Here is a 17,895-nt window from a genome sequence, read left to right as displayed (position 1 = left end):
TCCTTGCTTCTGGAGGTCACCCTCATCATTGTATGGCTCTGGAAGACCATACAACTACAACTGGTCAATTCCAGCTCAGCTCAGCGTACATATTATCCCTCAGCTTAAAGCTGTTAGGGAAGGGACACTCTTGCCAGGATTATATTCTGCCATGCAGGTTCACCTGGTACGCGTTACGGTGCTACGAGAGTATTACCTCTTGCAGTTACCTCGGAATTGTCTCATACCTTGAGATGTTCTCCGATTTTGCCCCTTTCATCTTACTCGTTTCCCAGTAAGCGGGCGATATTCTTGCAAATCTAGCAAGATATACGTTCACCATAAATTTCTATCACTCTACCTCTAGGATATCCACCAACACCTAGTGCAACGTCCAATGCTAATGAACCGCTTGAAATTGTAGAAACTCTTTTGTCAGATTGCTCTCCTAGCTTCATGATAGAGCCTTTACCGAATTGCTTCTCTATTTGTTTTAACGCCATATCTAATGCTGATTGACGATCACCCACACGAGTTCCTCCTTTGTTTTAAAACATATATTTATTATACCTTTTCCCTTTTAAAAAGCCAACAACAATCGAACACTTATTCTATTTTTCTTTTTTTCACTCTATAATTCTCAGATTTTCCTATACTAAAAAGCAAAAAACTAGAAGAACATTACAGTTCTTCTAGTTTTTTATATAAATGATAAAAGCCATACTTTGTTGCACGTTCTCGTATGAGTTGGCGACTACCACCTAAATTAAGGGAGATCGCACATGTTGGTTTTCCTGCAATACTAATTCCAATAAATACCGTCCCAGGTTTTTTGTCTTCCAATTCATTTGGTCCTGCTACTCCAGTAAAGCTAATTCCAACATTAGTTTTTAAAAGATCTCGTACATTGTCTGCAAGCTGCTCTGCACACAGAGCACTCACTGCCCCTGCCCCTGCTAACGTTTGTTCTGGTACGTGCAATATATGTTGCTTGACTTCATTACTGTAGCAGATGATTCCACCTTTAAAGAGAGAAGATACGCCGCTTATTTCAGTGAGTTTTTCTCCGAACAATCCGCCCGTTAAGCTTTCTGCACAAGCTATCGTAAACCCGTTCTCCTTCAAAGCAGAAATAGCTTTCACATGTAAAAAGTCATCATTATACCCGTAGAAAAATTCTCCCACCCGAGTAAGTATTTTCTTTTCTACCTCATCTAACATCATTTGTGCTTTTTCTTCATCACTATGCTTTGCTGTTATGCGAAGAGTGACTTCCCCTTCAGCAGCATACGGAGCAATAGTTGGATTACTTTGTTCATCTATTAAATCTTGTATTTCAGTTTCAAGTTGCGATTCGCCAATCCCAAAGAATCGAAGAATACGAGAGTACAGTTTCGCTTCAGATGCCAGTCCCATTAGAAATTTTCCTACGTAGCTATTATACATAGGGTTCATTTCCTTTGGTGGCCCCGGAAGTAAGATGTATGTATGACCATTCTTTTGAAGCCCCATTCCCGGAGCCATACCGTGATCATTTGGAAATACGGTTGCATCAGCAAGTACGAGAGCTTGTTTTCTACTATTTTCAACAAATTCACGACCTGTTCGGTCGTAATATTCTTTAATAGAGAGTAATGCCTCTTCATTATAAACAAGTTCGTTTCCAACCGTCTTAGCAATCGTTTCCTTTGTTAAATCATCTTTTGTCGGTCCAAGCCCACCTGTAAAAATCAAAATATCCGCTCTATTTTGAGCAATTTGGACAGCTTCTTCTAAACGCCCTACATTATCCCCGACAACCGTTTGATAATACACATCAATTCCTATGGAAGCAAGATTTTGTGCTAAAAACCTAGCATTTGTATTTAAAATTTGTCCAAGTAATAATTCTGTTCCAACCGCAATAATTTCGGCGTTCATATTTCATTCCCCCTCATGCAGTTACTTTGAATTTGTAAACACGGCTCTGTTTTTCCAAAAATAGTCCCAGCCTGAAAGTATCGTAAAAAAGAGTGCGACCCAAATTGCCACTTCTGAAATGGAAAACGGAAGCCATTGAAATGGTACGTCATGTAGAAAGAAGGCCGAAATAGCAATAATTTGTGTCCATGTCTTAATTTTTCCGAGCATATTAGCTGCTACTACTTCTCCTGTATTCGCTAATACTAATCGTAATCCAGTGACAGCAAATTCACGGCTAATAATAATAATAGCAATCCAAGATGGTATGTTATGTAATTCAACTAAGACTATTAGAGCTGCGGAAACCAGAAGTTTGTCTGCTAACGGATCAAGAAACTTTCCTAAATTTGTAACCAAATTATGTTTTCTTGCGTAATATCCATCAACCCAATCTGTGGCTGATGCAAAAATAAACACGATGGCTCCAAGTAAGGACCTCATTCTTAAATCCGAAACACCAACTAATTGATCTCCCCAATCAAATGGTATAAGAACTACCATTAAAAAGATAGGAATTAAACAAATTCTAGAAATGGTTATTTTATTCGGTAAGTTCATAATAATTCCTCCATCATTCATAACGGTTATCTTATGGAAAAATAGTCATCGCGTGGCGATGACTATTACTGAGTTGGCTGCCCATTACGTAAATTTTTAATAATGATAATTTGATGATCAACATTATTTGGATCTTGCGGATACGTTAACAGCTGACCGTTAATTTTTATATCTGTATTTGGTGAGCTTCCAATATTTAGACGTACTTCATCTTCAGCTGATAAATCCTGTTGCTGAACCTCACCTTGTTCCATTGTTTTGTTATAAAACATCTTTCCAGCACCGTTTTTAATGTCTACATAAGCAGTTCCTTTTGCTGATATTTCAATTTGCAATGCAGTATTATTACGAATTTCCATTGTAGACGTCTTTCCATTTGTATCCACAACTTTTATTTCTTGAGCAGGCGTAGCTGGTTGTGCTGGCTGTTCTTGCTTCACTGGTTGTTCCGGCTTCTTATCTAATGCTGAATCTGCCGCCTTTTCCACCTGTGCTGTTGATGTGGTATTACCCGTTTTCACCTGATTCTGATTCTTACTAGTTAATGCCTGTGCTACAAGCCATATCCCTACCCCAACCGCAATTACAAGAAGAGTAATAAGGATTTTGGGCATATACTCCATAATACGTGAAGAAGGAGAGTGTTGACTTGAATCCTTAGCTTTTGCACGAGATACTTGTGTATCTTCATGCGAAGGAGGAGTAGGTAGTTCACCTTTATATTCCTCTAGCATAGACTCTGGATTTAGCCCTACTGCTTCGGCATATTGCTTAATAAACGCACGTACGTAAAAATCTCCTGGAAGTGTGTCAAACTTTCCCTCTTCAATGCTTACTAAATAGCGTTTTTGAATTTTCGTCGTATTTTGAAGCTCATCAAGGGATAAATTCTTTGCTAATCTTGCTTCTTTTAGCTTTTCTCCTAATTGAGTCAATGGTTACACCTCATATTTTTCTAAAAGTCAAACATGGAAAAGTCATTCTTCTTCTCTAGATCAATGTCATCTACTAAATTGTATTTTATTTCTTCATCAAAATGGTTACGCAGTTCTATAATGTAATCAAAATCATCAAGTGTATACTCGGATTGACTGATAAAAATATCCGGGTGCTCAACTACCTTTGTTGCAGGTACGCGCATAATTTCCCTGACAAGCTGCCAATGGCGTTCATTCGCACGTTTCGTAGATACAATTCCATCTAAAATAAAGACATTGTTTTCACTGTATTCATCCTGAATTAGCTGACTTCGCACAGTTTGTTTAATAAGAGTGGATGATACAAAAATCCATCTTCGATTTGCACATACACTTGAAGCTACGATAGATTCCGTTTTTCCTACTCGTGGCATTCCACGAATACCAATAAGTTTATGGCCATCTTTTTTCATCAATTCTGCCATAAAATCAACAAGTAAACCCAAGTCACTTCTTACAAAACGAAATGTTTTCTTGTCATCTGCATCACGTTGTATGTATCTTCCATGTCGGACTGCTAAACGATCTCGTAGCTTAGGGCTTCGATATTTTGTTACCGTTATATTATCCATCGTGTTTAGAATTGATTCAAGTCTTGTAATCTGTTCCTGGTTTGCACACTTAAGCAATAATCCTCTTCGCTCATTGTCTACACCATTAATCGCCGTAATATTGATTCCGAGCATACCAATTAAAGAAGCAATGTCCCCAAGTAATCCAGGTCTGTTTTTATATATTTCATATTCAAAATACCATTCAATCATATACAACACCCTCCTCACTACCTATCCACCTATGTACTATATTATATGATTTTTCGACAATAGAAAAGTCAATTTACTCGATTCATTGGAAGGAAGACAGATTTCACCTAACAATCTTTTCTTTTACTTCTATTCTAACTTTCGTATTTAGATTTATACAGTGAAATAACAAAAGAGAGGATTGCTCCTCTCTTATTGTTTCCCCTGAACAAGCTTTACCATTAAATTAGCAATTGTATGTTGCTCTTGTTCGTCTGCTACCTTCCAGAGCTCTGCTAATAGTTGTTCTTCCTCGTTATGTGCTTCAACTTCATTTGCTAGGTAATCGCCAATTCGATAGGCCATTTCAGATACTGTAGTATCATTTAGACCTTTCCCATCCGCTTGGTCTAATCGTTCACCTAAAAACGATTTCCATTGATCAAAATTGTCTAGAACTGACATGCTTTCCACCTCACTTTTTATTAAAGTCATTATTACTATGTACAGTTTGCACGCATTTTATGTATTAGCAATACCATCCACCATTTACCCCAATAATTTGTCCTGTTATATATGAAGAAGAATCTGAAAGGAGAAAGGCAGTAACATTCGCAATTTCTTCTGGGTTTCCCAGTCTACCCATCGGTATTTCTTCAGCAATATCCTGTTTCTCTTTATCAGAAAACATATTCATCATCGTAGTTTCAACTGCTCCTGGAGCAACTGCATTTACGCGTACAAAGCTTGGTGCCAATTCTTTTGCAAGTGCCTTTACATACGTATTTTGCGCACCCTTTAGCATAGAGTATAATACTTCACAAGAAGCCCCTGTTTGTCCCCATATTGAAGAAATTACAACGATACTCCCACTTCGTTTTCGTATCATTGTTGGCAAGGCATAGTTCATCAATTTATACATTGTAGTAACAGATAAACATGTCATTTCTTCTATTACTTTCTCTTCTACATCTGTCACAAGACCAAATACACTCTTACCAGCTGCATATACAACCGCATCTATATCATGTTGGATTTGATCCCAAAGCTGCTTTGATCCATCTTTTTTTGATAAATCAGCTTGTATAGGTATAACCTCATAGGAGGAAAGTGCTTCGCAAAGCTCCTTCATTTGTTTTGTTCCCCTATGGTATTGTAAATATAGAGAATAGCCTTCAAAGGCTAGTTTTTTTGCAATAGCGAACCCAATACCTCCACTCGCTCCTGTAATTAGAGCATACTTTTTCATAATCACGTATCCCTTTCCCAATGAAAAAGCATCCAGATGGATGCTTTCCTCTATAGACTATTTCGAAACAATTTGACAAATGCTAATACGCTTTTCATCTATACATTCATTAGCAGCATTCCAAATATCCTGTGCTGTAATTTCTTCCAGAATAGAAAGTACATCGAACAAATTTGAACCATTAAATGAATAGCGTGTGAATTGATTTGCTATATATTCTGGTGAGTTTAATGAGCGCAAGAACCCACCTATTTTTTTCTTTTTCGCACGAGCTACTACTTCTTCAGATAAAGTACTATCGTTCGTTTGAAGTAAAATAGTAATGATTCGTTTGGCTAGTTCATCTGGATCTTTTGTATCTCCGCCAATCATCGCAAAGCCAAAGCTAGTTTCTTCTGTGTAATCGTACGAAAACGTATCATCAATGAGTTCATCATGATAAAGCTGCTCATAATTACTCGAACTTTTCCCAAATAAGCAGTCAAGAAGTAGGGAAATCATCATTTCATACTTCAGCTTCTCACGACCTGTATATTTCGGACTCTTTCCTTTTATACCTACTAAACATTTTGATGTTTGTACCGACATCGGAATTACAAGTTTTTTCGTTGCAGCTTCATCTTGTTCATCTTCAAAAGATCTCTTAATTTCTGGCTGTTTACTATAATTCTTTTTCGCTTGATTATCACGAATCAAGTCCATCATTTTTACAGGATCAACGGGTCCCACAACAAATAACAGCATATTACTAGGATGATAAAATGTATTGTAACATTCATACAACAAATCCTTCGTAATTGCGCTAATAGATTGTATCGTACCAGCAATATCAATTTTCACAGGGTGTTTCTCATACATACTCTCGATTAAACCGAAATACAACCGCCAATCTGGATTATCTTGATACATTTGAATTTCTTGTCCGATAATCCCTTTTTCCTTTTCCACCGTTTTTTCAGTAAAATATGGTGATTGTACAAAATCAAGTAATGTGCTCAAATTCGTGTCCACATTCGATGTACAAGAAAACAAATATGCAGTTCGAGTAAACGATGTAAAGGCATTAGAGGATGCTCCTTGTTTACTAAACAACTGGAATGCATCATGATCTTCTTTTTCAAACAATTTATGCTCAAGAAAATGAGCAATTCCATCAGGAACATGCACATATTCACTTTTTTTCATCGGAACAAATATATTATCAATGCTACCATATTTCGTCGTAAACGTTGCATATGTTTTGTTAAATCCTGGCTTTGGCAAAATGTATACATCCAAGCCATTTGGCAGCTTTTCATACATTAGTTCTTCCTTTAGTTGATCAAAAGAAATTGTATTCATCCTATCCCTCCTCCGATCCACGTAATAGGTAAACCGTATCCATCATGATATTCTTTGCAGCTGCTATCACTTCTTCTTTTGTCACTTTATTAATTTCAGGAATCCATTGTTCCATCGAACGTTCCACGCCTGAGACAACATTATGGTATAAGATTTCGATAAGACCCCTTGGCGTATCAATTGTCTCCAAAATTTGATTAACGATAACAGCCTTCGTTTGGATTAAATCTTCCTCCGTAAAATCTCCACTTTGCATTGCTTCTAGCTGTTCCTTAATAATAGACAACGCTTTTTCATAGTTACTAGCTTGAATTCCTGACATGACAAAAAGCAATCCTTTATGGCTTTCATACCGAGATGCAGCATAGTAAGCAAGACTGTTTTTTTCACGAACATTTACGAATAGCTTAGAATGTGAGAATCCACCGAACAATCCATTAAACACCTGCAGAGCAAAATAGGCTTCGTCTTTATAGGTAATATTTGTACGGTAGCCAATATGTAATTTACTTTGCTTTATGTCTTGTTGCTCGATGACTTCTTTTTCTTTTTGTACAGTAGTCCTTACGTAACTTCCATGGCGTTCATTTAACTTTCTCTCAGGTAAATCAAAATATTTTTGTACAAGTAAATCCGTTTCTTCTGGCAAATCTCCAACGAGGTACAAATCAATTTCATCTTCAGCAAGCGCCTTTTGATAATATTGAAAGAGTGAAGTAGGTGTAATAGTTGAAACTTCTTCTTTTGTTCCATTTGAACTATAGCGATAGTCCTCATTCTGGCACATTTCTTGTATAAGCCGTTCGCTTGCATACCTCATTTTATCGTCATATATAGAATCAATCCGTTGAATTAACGCACGTTTTTCTGCTTCAACAATAGTGGAAAGGAATATACCATCTTCTATAGCTGGGCGTTGCAGTACATCTGCTAACATGCTAATTGCTTTTTCTAAAAGAGGCGGTGCATCATGCAAATAGATTTCATTTGCAACGTCCATATAAAGAGAGATAATATGTTCTTCACCTTTTTTACTCACATCTACCGCTAATGATGCACCGTACATGTCTTCTACATATTCTCTTACCGCCTTCACGGAAGGAAGTGTTTTTGTTCCACTTTGAAGAACGTAAGGAAGTAGAGCTCGGTAAGATACAGTGCCTAGTGAAAGAGGTGCCTTCATGCGAAGTACAAGTGTATTTGTTTTATACTTTACAGTACGTATAGTATGAACAGTTAGTCCTGCAATTTTCTGTACATGCTGCTTTATTTCCATATTTATTCCTCCTTTACCAAATAGTCTTCTTCAATATACCGTTTTTCCACATCTATTTGCAACTTTGGTGATGTCTACATAGTATATGGACAAAATAAGATTTACTTGCAAAAAAACTCGCGAAGAGTCGCGAGTTTTTTTTACATACTAATCAGAAAATCTATTCTCATTAAAAAAGGCTTCCTTTATTTCTTTCCTTTTTCATATGGTGTTCCCAACGCCTTTGGAGCTTCTGAACGTCCAACAAATCCTACAAGAGCTAATATTGTTAAGACGTATGGTAATATAGTTAAAATCACAGATGGAATACCTTGTAAAAAAGGAAGAGTTCCACCTGTTATAGCAAGAGATTGTGCAAATCCAAAGAATAAGGCTGCTCCTAGCGCACCAATCGGATGCCATTTCCCAAAAATCATAGCAGCGAGCGCAAGAAAGCCTTGACCTGTTATAGTGGTCCCTGAAAAATTATTGGAAATAGATGTAGCATATACGGCTCCTCCAATACCAGCAAACATACCGGATATGAATACAGCTGTATAGCGCATTTTATATACATTGATTCCCATTGTATCAGCAGCCATTGGGTGCTCGCCGACAGCACGAAGACGAAGGCCAAAGGGCGTTTTAAAAATAATGTACCACACAACAAAAGCTAGAAGAATGGCAATATATGAGGTGAGCGGCACATTTGAGAAAAATATCTTACCCAGAACAGGTATGTGAGAAAGACCAGGTATATCAATTTTTTCAATACGAAATTGAATAAAATCCGTTTGTCCTTTATCAAAAATCTTTTTAATTGCAAATACGGATAAACCAAGTGATAGAAAATTAATCGCTACTCCGCTTACAACTTGATCTGCTTTAAATGTAATGGAGGCAAGTGCATGGAGCAGTGCAAATATTCCGCAAGCTACCGCTGCAAACAAAAGAGAAATATAAGGAGTAATAGGTCCCCATGAACTTCCCATTAGTAATGTGGTAAGAATACCAATAAAGGCACCAAATAACATAAATCCTTCTAGTGCTATATTTACGACACCCGAGCGCTCACTAAATATTCCACCAAGTGCAGTGAAAATAAGTGGTGCTGCTGTGTATAAAGTCCCAGAAATGATAATAGCAAGAATGTCTAGGAAGCTCATTTATTTGTCCTCCTTACTAAAGCGTAAAAGTGCCCAGCGAAGCACATAGCTGCAAGCTACAAAAAAGATGATACAAGCTATAATAACGTTAATAAGTTCAGATGGAACATTCGCATTAAAGTTCATTTGCGGTGCACCACTTTTTAATCCACCAAATAAAAGGGCTGCAAATAAAATACCAAATGGATTATTTCCACCAAGGAGTGCCACAGCAATCCCATCAAACCCAATACCTGTGAATGATGACATAGCATTCATACTTTGGAATGTTCCTAATCCCTCCATTGCACCTCCTATACCCGCAAAGGCACCTGCAATAGTCATCGATAGGATAACATTACGCGACACTTTCATACCTGCATATTTGGAGGCGCTTTGATTAAAGCCAACCGCCTTTAATTCATAGCCAAGCGTAGTTCGATCTAAAACAAACCACATAATAATAGCTCCTAAAACGGCTACAATAATTCCCCAATGCAAACGGGAATGGTCTGTTAGATTCGCTAAGAAAGGCGAAGCAAGCGATGCACTTTGTTGAATTGTATATGATTTTTCATTCCCAGCATTTAAAAATCTCTTTATTAAATCATACGTAACATAAAGTGCAATATAATTCATCATAATCGTAACGATAACTTCATTTACTTTAAACTTTCCTTTTAACAATCCTGGTATAAATCCCCAGATAGCACCAGCTAGTGCTGCTGCTATAATCGCTAATGGAATATGGAGAAAAGACGGTAAATGAAATGCATAACCGAACCATACAGATGTAAGCCAGCCAACGAGAAGCTGCCCCTCCACACCGATATTAAACAACCCTGTCCGATAAGCAAAAGCAACTGATAGTCCCGCCAATACAAGTGGAATCATCGAACGGATTGTTTCACCGATTGCACGTGGGTTTCCAAACATGCCATCCCATAGTGATGCATATCCATCAACAGGGTTATAGCCGCTGACAAACATGATAATGGCTCCAACTAATAAGCCAAAAATGGCAGACAGTACTGGCACGAGAATAGTAGTCATACGCGAAGAAATAAATCCGTTACTCATGTGAATTCACCTTCTCTTCCTGCTTTCCGCCCGCCATAAGAAGTCCAAGTTCCTGTTCATTTGTCTCTTTGGCATTTACAATACCGACTATTTTCCCTTCATAAATTACAGCAATGCGATCACTAACGTTCAATATTTCATCTAATTCTAGCGATATGAGAAGAACAGCCTTTCCGTTATCTCGTTGCTCTACAAGCTTTTTGTGAATAAATTCGATAGCCCCAACATCTAGACCGCGGGTTGGCTGTGCTGCAATAAGTAATTCTGGATTACGATCAACCTCGCGAGCAATAATTGCTTTTTGTTGATTCCCCCCAGAGAGCGATCGTGCTAAAGTATCGATTCCAGCTGTCCGCACATCAAACTGTGCAATAAGGGCTTTTGCTTTTTCCTTCATCTTTTCAAAATGTAACATTCCTTTAGATGAGAAAGGTTTTTTATAATACGTTTGAAGTACCATATTATCTCGAACAGAAAAATCGAGTATTAAACCATGCTTATGACGGTCTTCCGGAATGTGTCCGATGCCTTCTTCTGTAATACAACGGGTAGGCAGATTGGTAATGTCTTTTCCGCGAAGCATAATAGAGCCTGACTCAACTTTTCGTAAGCCTGTAATTGCTTCAATTAGCTCACTTTGTCCATTTCCATCTACCCCTGCAATTCCTACAATTTCTCCAGCACGAACAGTTAAGTCAAGTTCTTTTACAGCAGGTAAACTGCGCGTATCATTTACAATCAAATCCGAAATTTTCAATACTTCTTGCATTGGATGGGCTTCTATTTTTTCCGTTCTAAAATTCACTTCACGACCTACCATTAATTCAGCAAGGTGTTGCTTATTCGTACTCGCAATATCGACTGTTCCAATCCCTTTTCCTTTCCGTATAATTGTACAGCGATCAGACACTTCCATAATTTCCTTAAGTTTATGTGTAATTAATATAATGGATTTTCCTTCTTGTACTAGAAGTTTCATTATACCGATTAATTCTTTAATTTCTTGCGGTGTTAACACAGCCGTTGGCTCATCAAAAATTAAAATTTCTGCACCTCGGTATAGGATTTTTAAAATTTCTACACGCTGCTGCATACCGACAGAAATGTCCTCAATCTTTGCATACGGATCAACAGATAATCCATATTGTTCAGATAAACGTTGGATGGCCTTTGCAGCTTCTTCAATGTTTATCGTTCCACCCTTTTTTGGCTCATTTCCTAAAATAATATTTTCTGTGACAGTAAAATTGTTCACTAGCATAAAATGCTGATGCACCATGCCAATGCCTAAATGATTGGCAACGCTAGGACTCGTAATTTTTACCGGTTTCCCTTTTACTTTAATTTCTCCTTCCTCTGGTTGATACAATCCAAATAATATATTCATTAATGTTGATTTCCCGGCTCCATTTTCCCCGAGCAACGCATGAATTTCTCCTTGCTTCACTTGGAGAGTAATATTATCGTTTGCTTTAATACCAGGAAATAGTTTTGTAATATGATTCATCTCAATTACATAGTCCACGAACTAACCTCCTCCATTTGGAAGCATCAGCTTATTTTCTTTTATACACATACAAAGGTTAGTTCTAAGAACTAACCTTTGCTATTTCTCTGCTATATATTACTTTTGTAGAGAAGCTTCATATGTTTTATATTCTTGTTCTGTTGCTGGTACTTTAATTGTGCCATCTAAGATTTGTTTCTTGAACTCATCTACTTTTGCTAACGCATCCTTCGCTACATTATCTGTAGTAGGAGCGATGTCAATCCCTTTATCCTTTAAACCAAATTCTTTGACCGTTCCACCTTTAAGCGTCCCGTCCTTTTCTTCTTTTGCCACTTCTGTGACAGCAACATCAACGCGTTTTACCATAGAAGTCAATGTTACATTTTCAGGCATACCTTCTTGACTTTGATCACGGTCAACACCAATTACCCATACAGTTTGACCTTTTTTCTTACGATTTTTCGCTTCTGTAAATACGCCATTTCCAGTTGCACCAGACGCATGATAAATTACGTCAACGCCTTGGCCATACATAGCAGACGCTAATACAGAACCTTTGTCTGGCTTATCAAATGCATCTGCATATTCGGATACAATTTCAATTTTGGGATTTACTGCTTTTGCACCGGCCATAAAACCATATTCGAATTTTTGAATTAACGGGCTTTTTACCCCGCCTATAAAGCCAATCTTATTTGATTTCGTTGTCATTGCTGCAATTGCACCAACAAGAAAAGAGCCTTCATTTTCTTTAAATGTAATACTTGTTACATTAGGCTTATTGACAACACTATCCACAATAGCAAATTGATTGTTTTTAAATTGATCAGCTACTTTACCAATCGCATCTGTCATTAAGTATCCAATTCCAAATGTTAAATTATAATTTTGCTCTGCAAATTTTGTTAAATTTGGCTCATAGTCTGAGTTTTGCGTAGATTGTAAATAGCGATACCCTTCATTTTCTTTTAATCCAGCATCTTTACCAAATTGCTTTAAGCCTTCCCATGCAGATTGATTAAACGATTTGTCATCTACACCGCCAACATCCGTTACCATACCTACCTTAAAGCTATTCGATTTGCTTACATTATTTGAACTAGAAGTTCCACAAGCTCCCAAAATGGCACTAACTGCAAGTGTGAGTGATAAGAAAAGTGCTGCCTTTTTTTTCATACTAGCATCCTCCTTGATTTCTCTATATTCGTTGACTGTCCCTTTTGAAAGATTGTCACCTCCTCAAAAGGAAAAGGGACGTTACAAACGTTTTCGTAGAACATGAAAGCTAAATGTATCAGCTCGAAAATAGTTAATCGAATACAGAATTGGCTCGTCGCTTTGGTCATAATGCATTTGCTTCAAAACGAGTAAAGCTGTTTCAGGACTACATTCCAATATTGGCGACACTTTCGGATGATATCCGAGAGGTTCGATATACGCGACAGCATATGTAACTCGTTTGTTTGTCTTTTTATGAATAATATTCAGGAGTGATTCTTCTTTATATTCTGATAAATCCGGCAAAATATGTTGTGGAAGCTTGTCCACACAATAGACGACCGGCTCCCCATCTGCTGTACGTACACGTTCAATTGTAAATACGTCCATACTATCTTCATTTTTAAATTTTTCTTTTTCTTCCTCCGTTAGACTCATAACAGAAGAAGAAAGAAAAATCGTACCTGGACTCTTACCAGCATCTGTAATCATGTCTGTAATACTAGAAAGCTGTTCGATTCCAGATGAAAACATTGGTTTGGCGTTCACAAATGTGCCCACTCCATGACGACGAACGATTACATTTTCTTCTTCTAAAATTCGAAGTGCTTCTCGCAATGTTGCCCTTGACACACCGAGTTCTTTCGCTAAATCGAATTCTGATGGTAATTTTTGTTTTTCTTTATACATGCCACTTGCAATATCTTCTTTAATCCGGTCTATGACCCGCAAATAAAGATGGCGATTATCTGACCTAATTGACATCCGAATCCCCCAATATTCAATTATTCGACATCTGATGTTAGACGTCTTATCCTATATATCCCCATCTAATATATCATTATTTTGTAAATATCTAAATATAAAATCAACATATAAAGGGTTTTTAGGATTTTTTTAGTTTTTATGTAAAAACTATTAAATTTTGTGCATAAAAAATGTACTCTACACTTTCCCTTATTTTTTGAGAAAATCAGAGCACAAGTATGTTAAAACCAATACCAATGCATTATATCTTCCCTCATATTCTCATTTTGTGGCTGCTAGATAGAAACCTTTGAACCATTTACCAATACTATATGAGGTGTGTTATCTGTTAAATCAAGCTACTTATTCACGCTATTTCGTCGTAAATCTTAACATGTGACTGTAAACGATGTCAACATAATTCAAAAGTCGTCAATCTTTGATATTTCGTTGTTTTTTCATCCCCAACGAGTTGTTTGTAGTTTTCTCATTTTATTTTTTGCATATACATAATAGATATTTTCTACACAAATGAAGACGGCGTGAGAATCCATCCGTCTTCAAACTACGTTATATCACGAACTTTTTTCTTGCATTTCTTTCCATAAAACAATTCTTGGCTTACTACCTTCATAAGGGCCGACCACTCCATTAGCCTCCATCGCATCAATCAGCCTAGCAGCTCGCGTATATCCAATGCGAAATCTTCGCTGTAGCATGCTAACCGATGCTGTTTGTATTTCAACAATCAAGCGAACTGCATCATCATACAAATCATCTTCAACCTCTTGGCTTACTTCCACTCCTTGTGGGATCATATCTTCTTGATACTGCGCCTTTTGCTGTGAAATAACGTAATTTACGATACGCTCTACTTCATCGTCCGACATGAAAGCTCCTTGTACACGTACAGGCTTAGAAGCGCCAACAGGAAGAAACAACATATCCCCACGCCCCAATAGTTTTTCAGCCCCTCCAGAATCCAATATCGTACGTGAGTCTGTTTGAGAAGAAACCGCGAACGCAATGCGTGATGGAATATTTGCCTTAATGACTCCCGTAATGACATCAACAGAAGGTCGTTGCGTTGCAAGAATCAAATGTATACCTGCAGCACGTGCCATTTGTGCCAATCGCATAATAGCATCTTCCACATCTGATGAAGCAACCATCATTAGATCAGCTAACTCGTCTACAATGACAACAATATATGGCAAAAACGGTTGCTTTGCCTCTGCTTCTTCATTGTATTGTTTCACATGAGTATTGTATCCTTCAATATTACGTGTTCCCGTATGCGCAAATAGTTCATACCGTCGTTCCATTTCACCTACTACTTTTTTTAACGCCTGCGATGCTTTTTTCGGATCTGTTACAACCGGAACAAGTAAGTGCGGTACACCATTATAGACATTCAGTTCGACCATTTTCGGGTCAATCATCATCATCTTTACTTCGTGTGGCTTCGCTCTCATTAATATACTCGTAATAATACCATTAATGCACACACTTTTCCCACTACCTGTTGCACCAGCTACTAGTAAATGCGGCATTTTATTTAGTCGTGCCATGACTGCCTCACCTGTAATATCTCGTCCAAGACCAATCAATAATTTCTCCTCAGGACGATTATTCCCTTTCGACTCCAACACTTCGCGAAGTGTAACAATTGCAACTTCTGCATTTGGTACTTCAATACCAATGGCTGACTTTCCAGGGATTGGTGCCTCGATTCGAATGTCCTTTGCGGCCAGTGCAAGGGCAATATCATCGCTTAGACTTACTATTTTACTTACCTTCACTCCTAAGTCAGGATATACTTCATATTTGGTTACGGCAGGTCCTCTATGTACTTTTGTCACTTTTGCCTTTACACCGAAACTTTTAAATGTTCGCTCTAACTTTCTTGCATTATCATAGATTAAATCATTTTCATTAGAAATATGCTTATTGTCTGGAAGACGAAGCAAGTCAAGAGAAGGCAATTGATAGTCTTTGTTTTCTATATCAGTAAAATTCATAGTCGGTTCCATCTCAACTGGTTCGGGTACGTCGTGCGCTTGCGTATCACCCTTTTGTACTTCCACCTGATTCGATTCACCCTTTGGTGATTCAATTGGAGAAGAATGCTCTGTATGTTCTGTAAAATTAGAAATGATAGGAGGTACTGTCTCAATTTCTTCTGTTTGCTCCGGTTCATCTTGCTCTATGTTTACTGTTTCAAGGGGTTCCCTTCGTACCTTCGCTGTTTTTTTCTTTTCCGTTTGCTTCACCCTACTTACCTTCCATCCCCTGATGTCACTAGAAAATGCGCTCAGTTGTTTACGAACTAAGGAAAGGATAGGTGCAAGTACTTCACCAATATGTTTGTTAGTAATACACAATATACCAAGTACAATAAGAATTCCACCTATGATGTAGGCTCCGGTTTCATCAAACAGAAAAAAACACATAGCAAACATGATTGCTCCAACCATGCCACCACCTAAATTCACTGAACCAACTTTATTTGTCGCTTCTAGCATAAATAAATTTTTTGTGTTTACAATAACAGAAGGATTTGTAAACTGACCATTTTTTGTTAAGTTTTGTACTAGTGTAATATGACTAAACATAACAATAGCAAGTACAATAAAATATACGCCGATTAGTCGCTTATTTAGCAAATTTGGCCAATTACGTTGAATAACAAACGCAACAGACAGTGCTATAAGACCTATTACGCCGATCATATACCATTCTCCGAAGAAAAAGCGGAAAAATAATACGAGTGCTTTTCCCACGATGCCGAGTTGCAAAATCGTAATAAGGGAAAGTGCAAAAAGAATCAGACCGATAATCTCATAATACATCGTAGGTTGAATGCCTGTTTTTTCTTTCGTTTTTCTTCCTCTTGGCTTTTTCTTAACCATTATTTCACCTCTATTTCAAGCGAATGGAACTTCATTCCTGTTTGTATAATCCTAACGTTCCTTTCGCTACTGTGTAATTTACTATTCTGCTACAACAGTAATCCATTCGAAACAAGCCCTTTCAGCATTTCATGTAAGTAGTTACCTTTTTTCGTTTTGTTGGAGCTGGATAAATGGAAGAAAGCAGCCGATATAGGCTGCTTCGTTCTTTTTCTCGTATAGTATACCATACAAACCTATCAAATTCCTGCTTTTCAACGCACCGGAATACTTTGACCAGGTGAAAAAGCAAGAAAATGCTGCGGGTCGCTACTCATAATTCGAACAACTTGATATTCTCCGTTTTCTCCTTGTTTAACAAGCATATCAATACCCTCGTACGTAATTTGTTTTTGTTCATAGTATACAGATTCATCCTGTGGATATATGCAATATTCGGGCATAATCGTATACAAAATCATGATAGTAATCCCTCTTCACTTGAATCTCGGTAATCCATTAACTCATTTAATTTTTGAATAGCTTCACCGATGCCTCCTACTTCGTTTATTAGGCCATATTTCACGGAATCTGCTCCTACTACATTCGTACCAATATCACGAGTTAAATTTCCCTTAGCAAACATCAGCTCTTTAAAACGATCCTCTGTAATATTTGAATGCTTTGTCACAAATCGAATCACTCGTTCCTGCATTTTATCTAAGTATTCAAATGTCTGCGGAACCCCTATAACTAGTCCTGTTAAACGTATTGGATGAACAGTCATTGTAGCAGTTTCTACAATAAACGAGTAATCCGTAGACACGGCAATTGGAACTCCTATTGAATGGCCTCCCCCTAATACAATAGATACGGTAGGCTTAGAAAGCGAAGCAATCATTTCTGAAATAGCTAATCCAGCCTCTACATCCCCCCCTACTGTATTAAGTAAAACAAGTAATCCTTCAATTTTGGGATTTTGTTCAATTGCTACGAGCTGTGGTATCAAATGTTCATACTTTGTTGTTTTATTTTGAGGAGGAAGCTGGATATGTCCTTCAATTTGACCAATAATCGTTAAGCAATGAATGCGAGATTCACTCATTTGCGGAATATTTGTTTGCCCAAGCTGCTGAATTTTTTCAACGAGAGAATCTTTCGCATCCTGCCTTTTATCAATATCATCGTTGTTTATATAGTCCCGATCTCCCATTTCATGTGCCCCTTTCATGTGTATAGC

At 37.5% G+C, this 17,895-nt stretch carries 16 protein-coding genes, 2 pseudogenes and 1 riboswitch; all 18 genes and pseudogenes read right to left on the bottom strand.

Annotated elements, in window-relative coordinates:
• Positions 1–299: 299 nt before the first annotated feature.
• The gene (locus ACAN53_RS04130) at positions 300–509 is read right to left on the bottom strand and encodes a hypothetical protein (protein ID WP_379967422.1); all 210 of its coding nucleotides are present in this window, start codon (positions 507–509) and stop codon (positions 300–302) included.
• 151 nt (positions 510–660) lie between these two features.
• A complete protein-coding gene (locus tag ACAN53_RS04125) occupies positions 661–1,899 on the bottom strand; it encodes a competence/damage-inducible protein A (RefSeq protein ID WP_379967419.1) in 1,239 nt (412 codons plus the stop codon).
• Positions 1,900–1,920: 21 nt separating this feature from the next.
• Positions 1,921–2,499: a CDP-diacylglycerol--glycerol-3-phosphate 3-phosphatidyltransferase gene (gene pgsA, locus ACAN53_RS04120; protein WP_379967416.1), complete on the bottom strand. Its 579-nt coding sequence runs from the start codon at positions 2,497–2,499 to the stop codon at positions 1,921–1,923.
• A gap of 65 nt (positions 2,500–2,564) precedes the next feature.
• A complete protein-coding gene (locus ACAN53_RS04115; protein WP_379967413.1) occupies positions 2,565–3,434 on the bottom strand; it encodes a helix-turn-helix domain-containing protein in 870 nt (289 codons plus the stop codon).
• A gap of 20 nt (positions 3,435–3,454) precedes the next feature.
• A complete protein-coding gene (locus ACAN53_RS04110) occupies positions 3,455–4,240 on the bottom strand; it encodes a DUF3388 domain-containing protein (RefSeq protein WP_379967410.1) in 786 nt (261 codons plus the stop codon).
• A gap of 192 nt (positions 4,241–4,432) precedes the next feature.
• Positions 4,433–4,684: a DUF3243 domain-containing protein gene (locus ACAN53_RS04105; protein WP_379967407.1), complete on the bottom strand. Its 252-nt coding sequence runs from the start codon at positions 4,682–4,684 to the stop codon at positions 4,433–4,435.
• A 64-nt stretch (positions 4,685–4,748) separates the two neighbouring features.
• Positions 4,749–5,468 (bottom strand): elongation factor P 5-aminopentanone reductase, encoded by a 720-nt coding sequence (gene ymfI, locus ACAN53_RS04100; protein ID WP_379967404.1) that lies wholly within the window; start codon positions 5,466–5,468, stop codon positions 4,749–4,751.
• A gap of 57 nt (positions 5,469–5,525) precedes the next feature.
• Positions 5,526–6,809 carry an EF-P 5-aminopentanol modification-associated protein YfmH gene (yfmH, locus tag ACAN53_RS04095; RefSeq protein ID WP_379967401.1) on the bottom strand — a complete coding sequence of 428 codons (1,284 nt, stop codon included), beginning with the start codon at positions 6,807–6,809 and terminating at the stop codon, positions 5,526–5,528.
• 1 nt (position 6,810) lies between these two features.
• Positions 6,811–8,085: an EF-P 5-aminopentanol modification-associated protein YfmF gene (yfmF, locus tag ACAN53_RS04090; protein WP_379967398.1), complete on the bottom strand. Its 1,275-nt coding sequence runs from the start codon at positions 8,083–8,085 to the stop codon at positions 6,811–6,813.
• Between the two features lie 185 nt (positions 8,086–8,270).
• A complete protein-coding gene (locus tag ACAN53_RS04085) occupies positions 8,271–9,230 on the bottom strand; it encodes an ABC transporter permease (protein WP_379967395.1) in 960 nt (319 codons plus the stop codon).
• Positions 9,231–10,289 (bottom strand): ABC transporter permease, encoded by a 1,059-nt coding sequence (locus tag ACAN53_RS04080; RefSeq protein WP_379967392.1) that lies wholly within the window; start codon positions 10,287–10,289, stop codon positions 9,231–9,233.
• Positions 10,282–11,814, bottom strand: coding sequence for an ABC transporter ATP-binding protein (locus ACAN53_RS04075; RefSeq protein ID WP_379967389.1), 1,533 nt, complete (start codon positions 11,812–11,814; stop codon positions 10,282–10,284). Before ACAN53_RS04075 ends, ACAN53_RS04080 begins: the two co-directional genes overlap by 8 nt.
• A 99-nt stretch (positions 11,815–11,913) precedes the next feature.
• Entirely contained in the window at positions 11,914–12,975 is a 1,062-nt protein-coding gene (locus ACAN53_RS04070) for a BMP family lipoprotein (protein WP_379967386.1), read from the bottom strand.
• Positions 12,976–13,056: 81 nt separating this feature from the next.
• On the bottom strand, positions 13,057–13,782 hold the full coding sequence (locus tag ACAN53_RS04065) for a GntR family transcriptional regulator (protein WP_379967383.1): 726 nt from the start codon (positions 13,780–13,782) through the stop codon (positions 13,057–13,059).
• 239 nt (positions 13,783–14,021) lie between these two features.
• Positions 14,022–14,120: riboswitch (purine riboswitch) on the bottom strand.
• Between the two features lie 219 nt (positions 14,121–14,339).
• Positions 14,340–15,779: pseudogene (locus ACAN53_RS04060) on the bottom strand (DNA translocase FtsK); the annotation flags it as partial.
• A gap of 120 nt (positions 15,780–15,899) precedes the next feature.
• Positions 15,900–16,676: pseudogene (locus ACAN53_RS04055) on the bottom strand (cell division protein FtsK); the annotation flags it as partial.
• Positions 16,677–16,930: 254 nt separating this feature from the next.
• Positions 16,931–17,137, bottom strand: coding sequence for a YlzJ-like family protein (locus tag ACAN53_RS04050; protein ID WP_379967380.1), 207 nt, complete (start codon positions 17,135–17,137; stop codon positions 16,931–16,933).
• On the bottom strand, positions 17,134–17,868 hold the full coding sequence (locus tag ACAN53_RS04045; protein ID WP_379967377.1) for a ClpP family protease: 735 nt from the start codon (positions 17,866–17,868) through the stop codon (positions 17,134–17,136). Before ACAN53_RS04045 ends, ACAN53_RS04050 begins: the two co-directional genes overlap by 4 nt.
• Positions 17,869–17,895: the final 27 nt, after the last annotated feature.

This window comes from Ectobacillus soli (assembly GCF_042610425.1).
Classification (GTDB): domain Bacteria; phylum Bacillota; class Bacilli; order Bacillales; family Bacillaceae_G; genus Ectobacillus.
The sequence above is the reverse complement of the archived record's forward strand: the minus strand, read 5'-3'. Positions and strand labels throughout refer to the sequence as shown.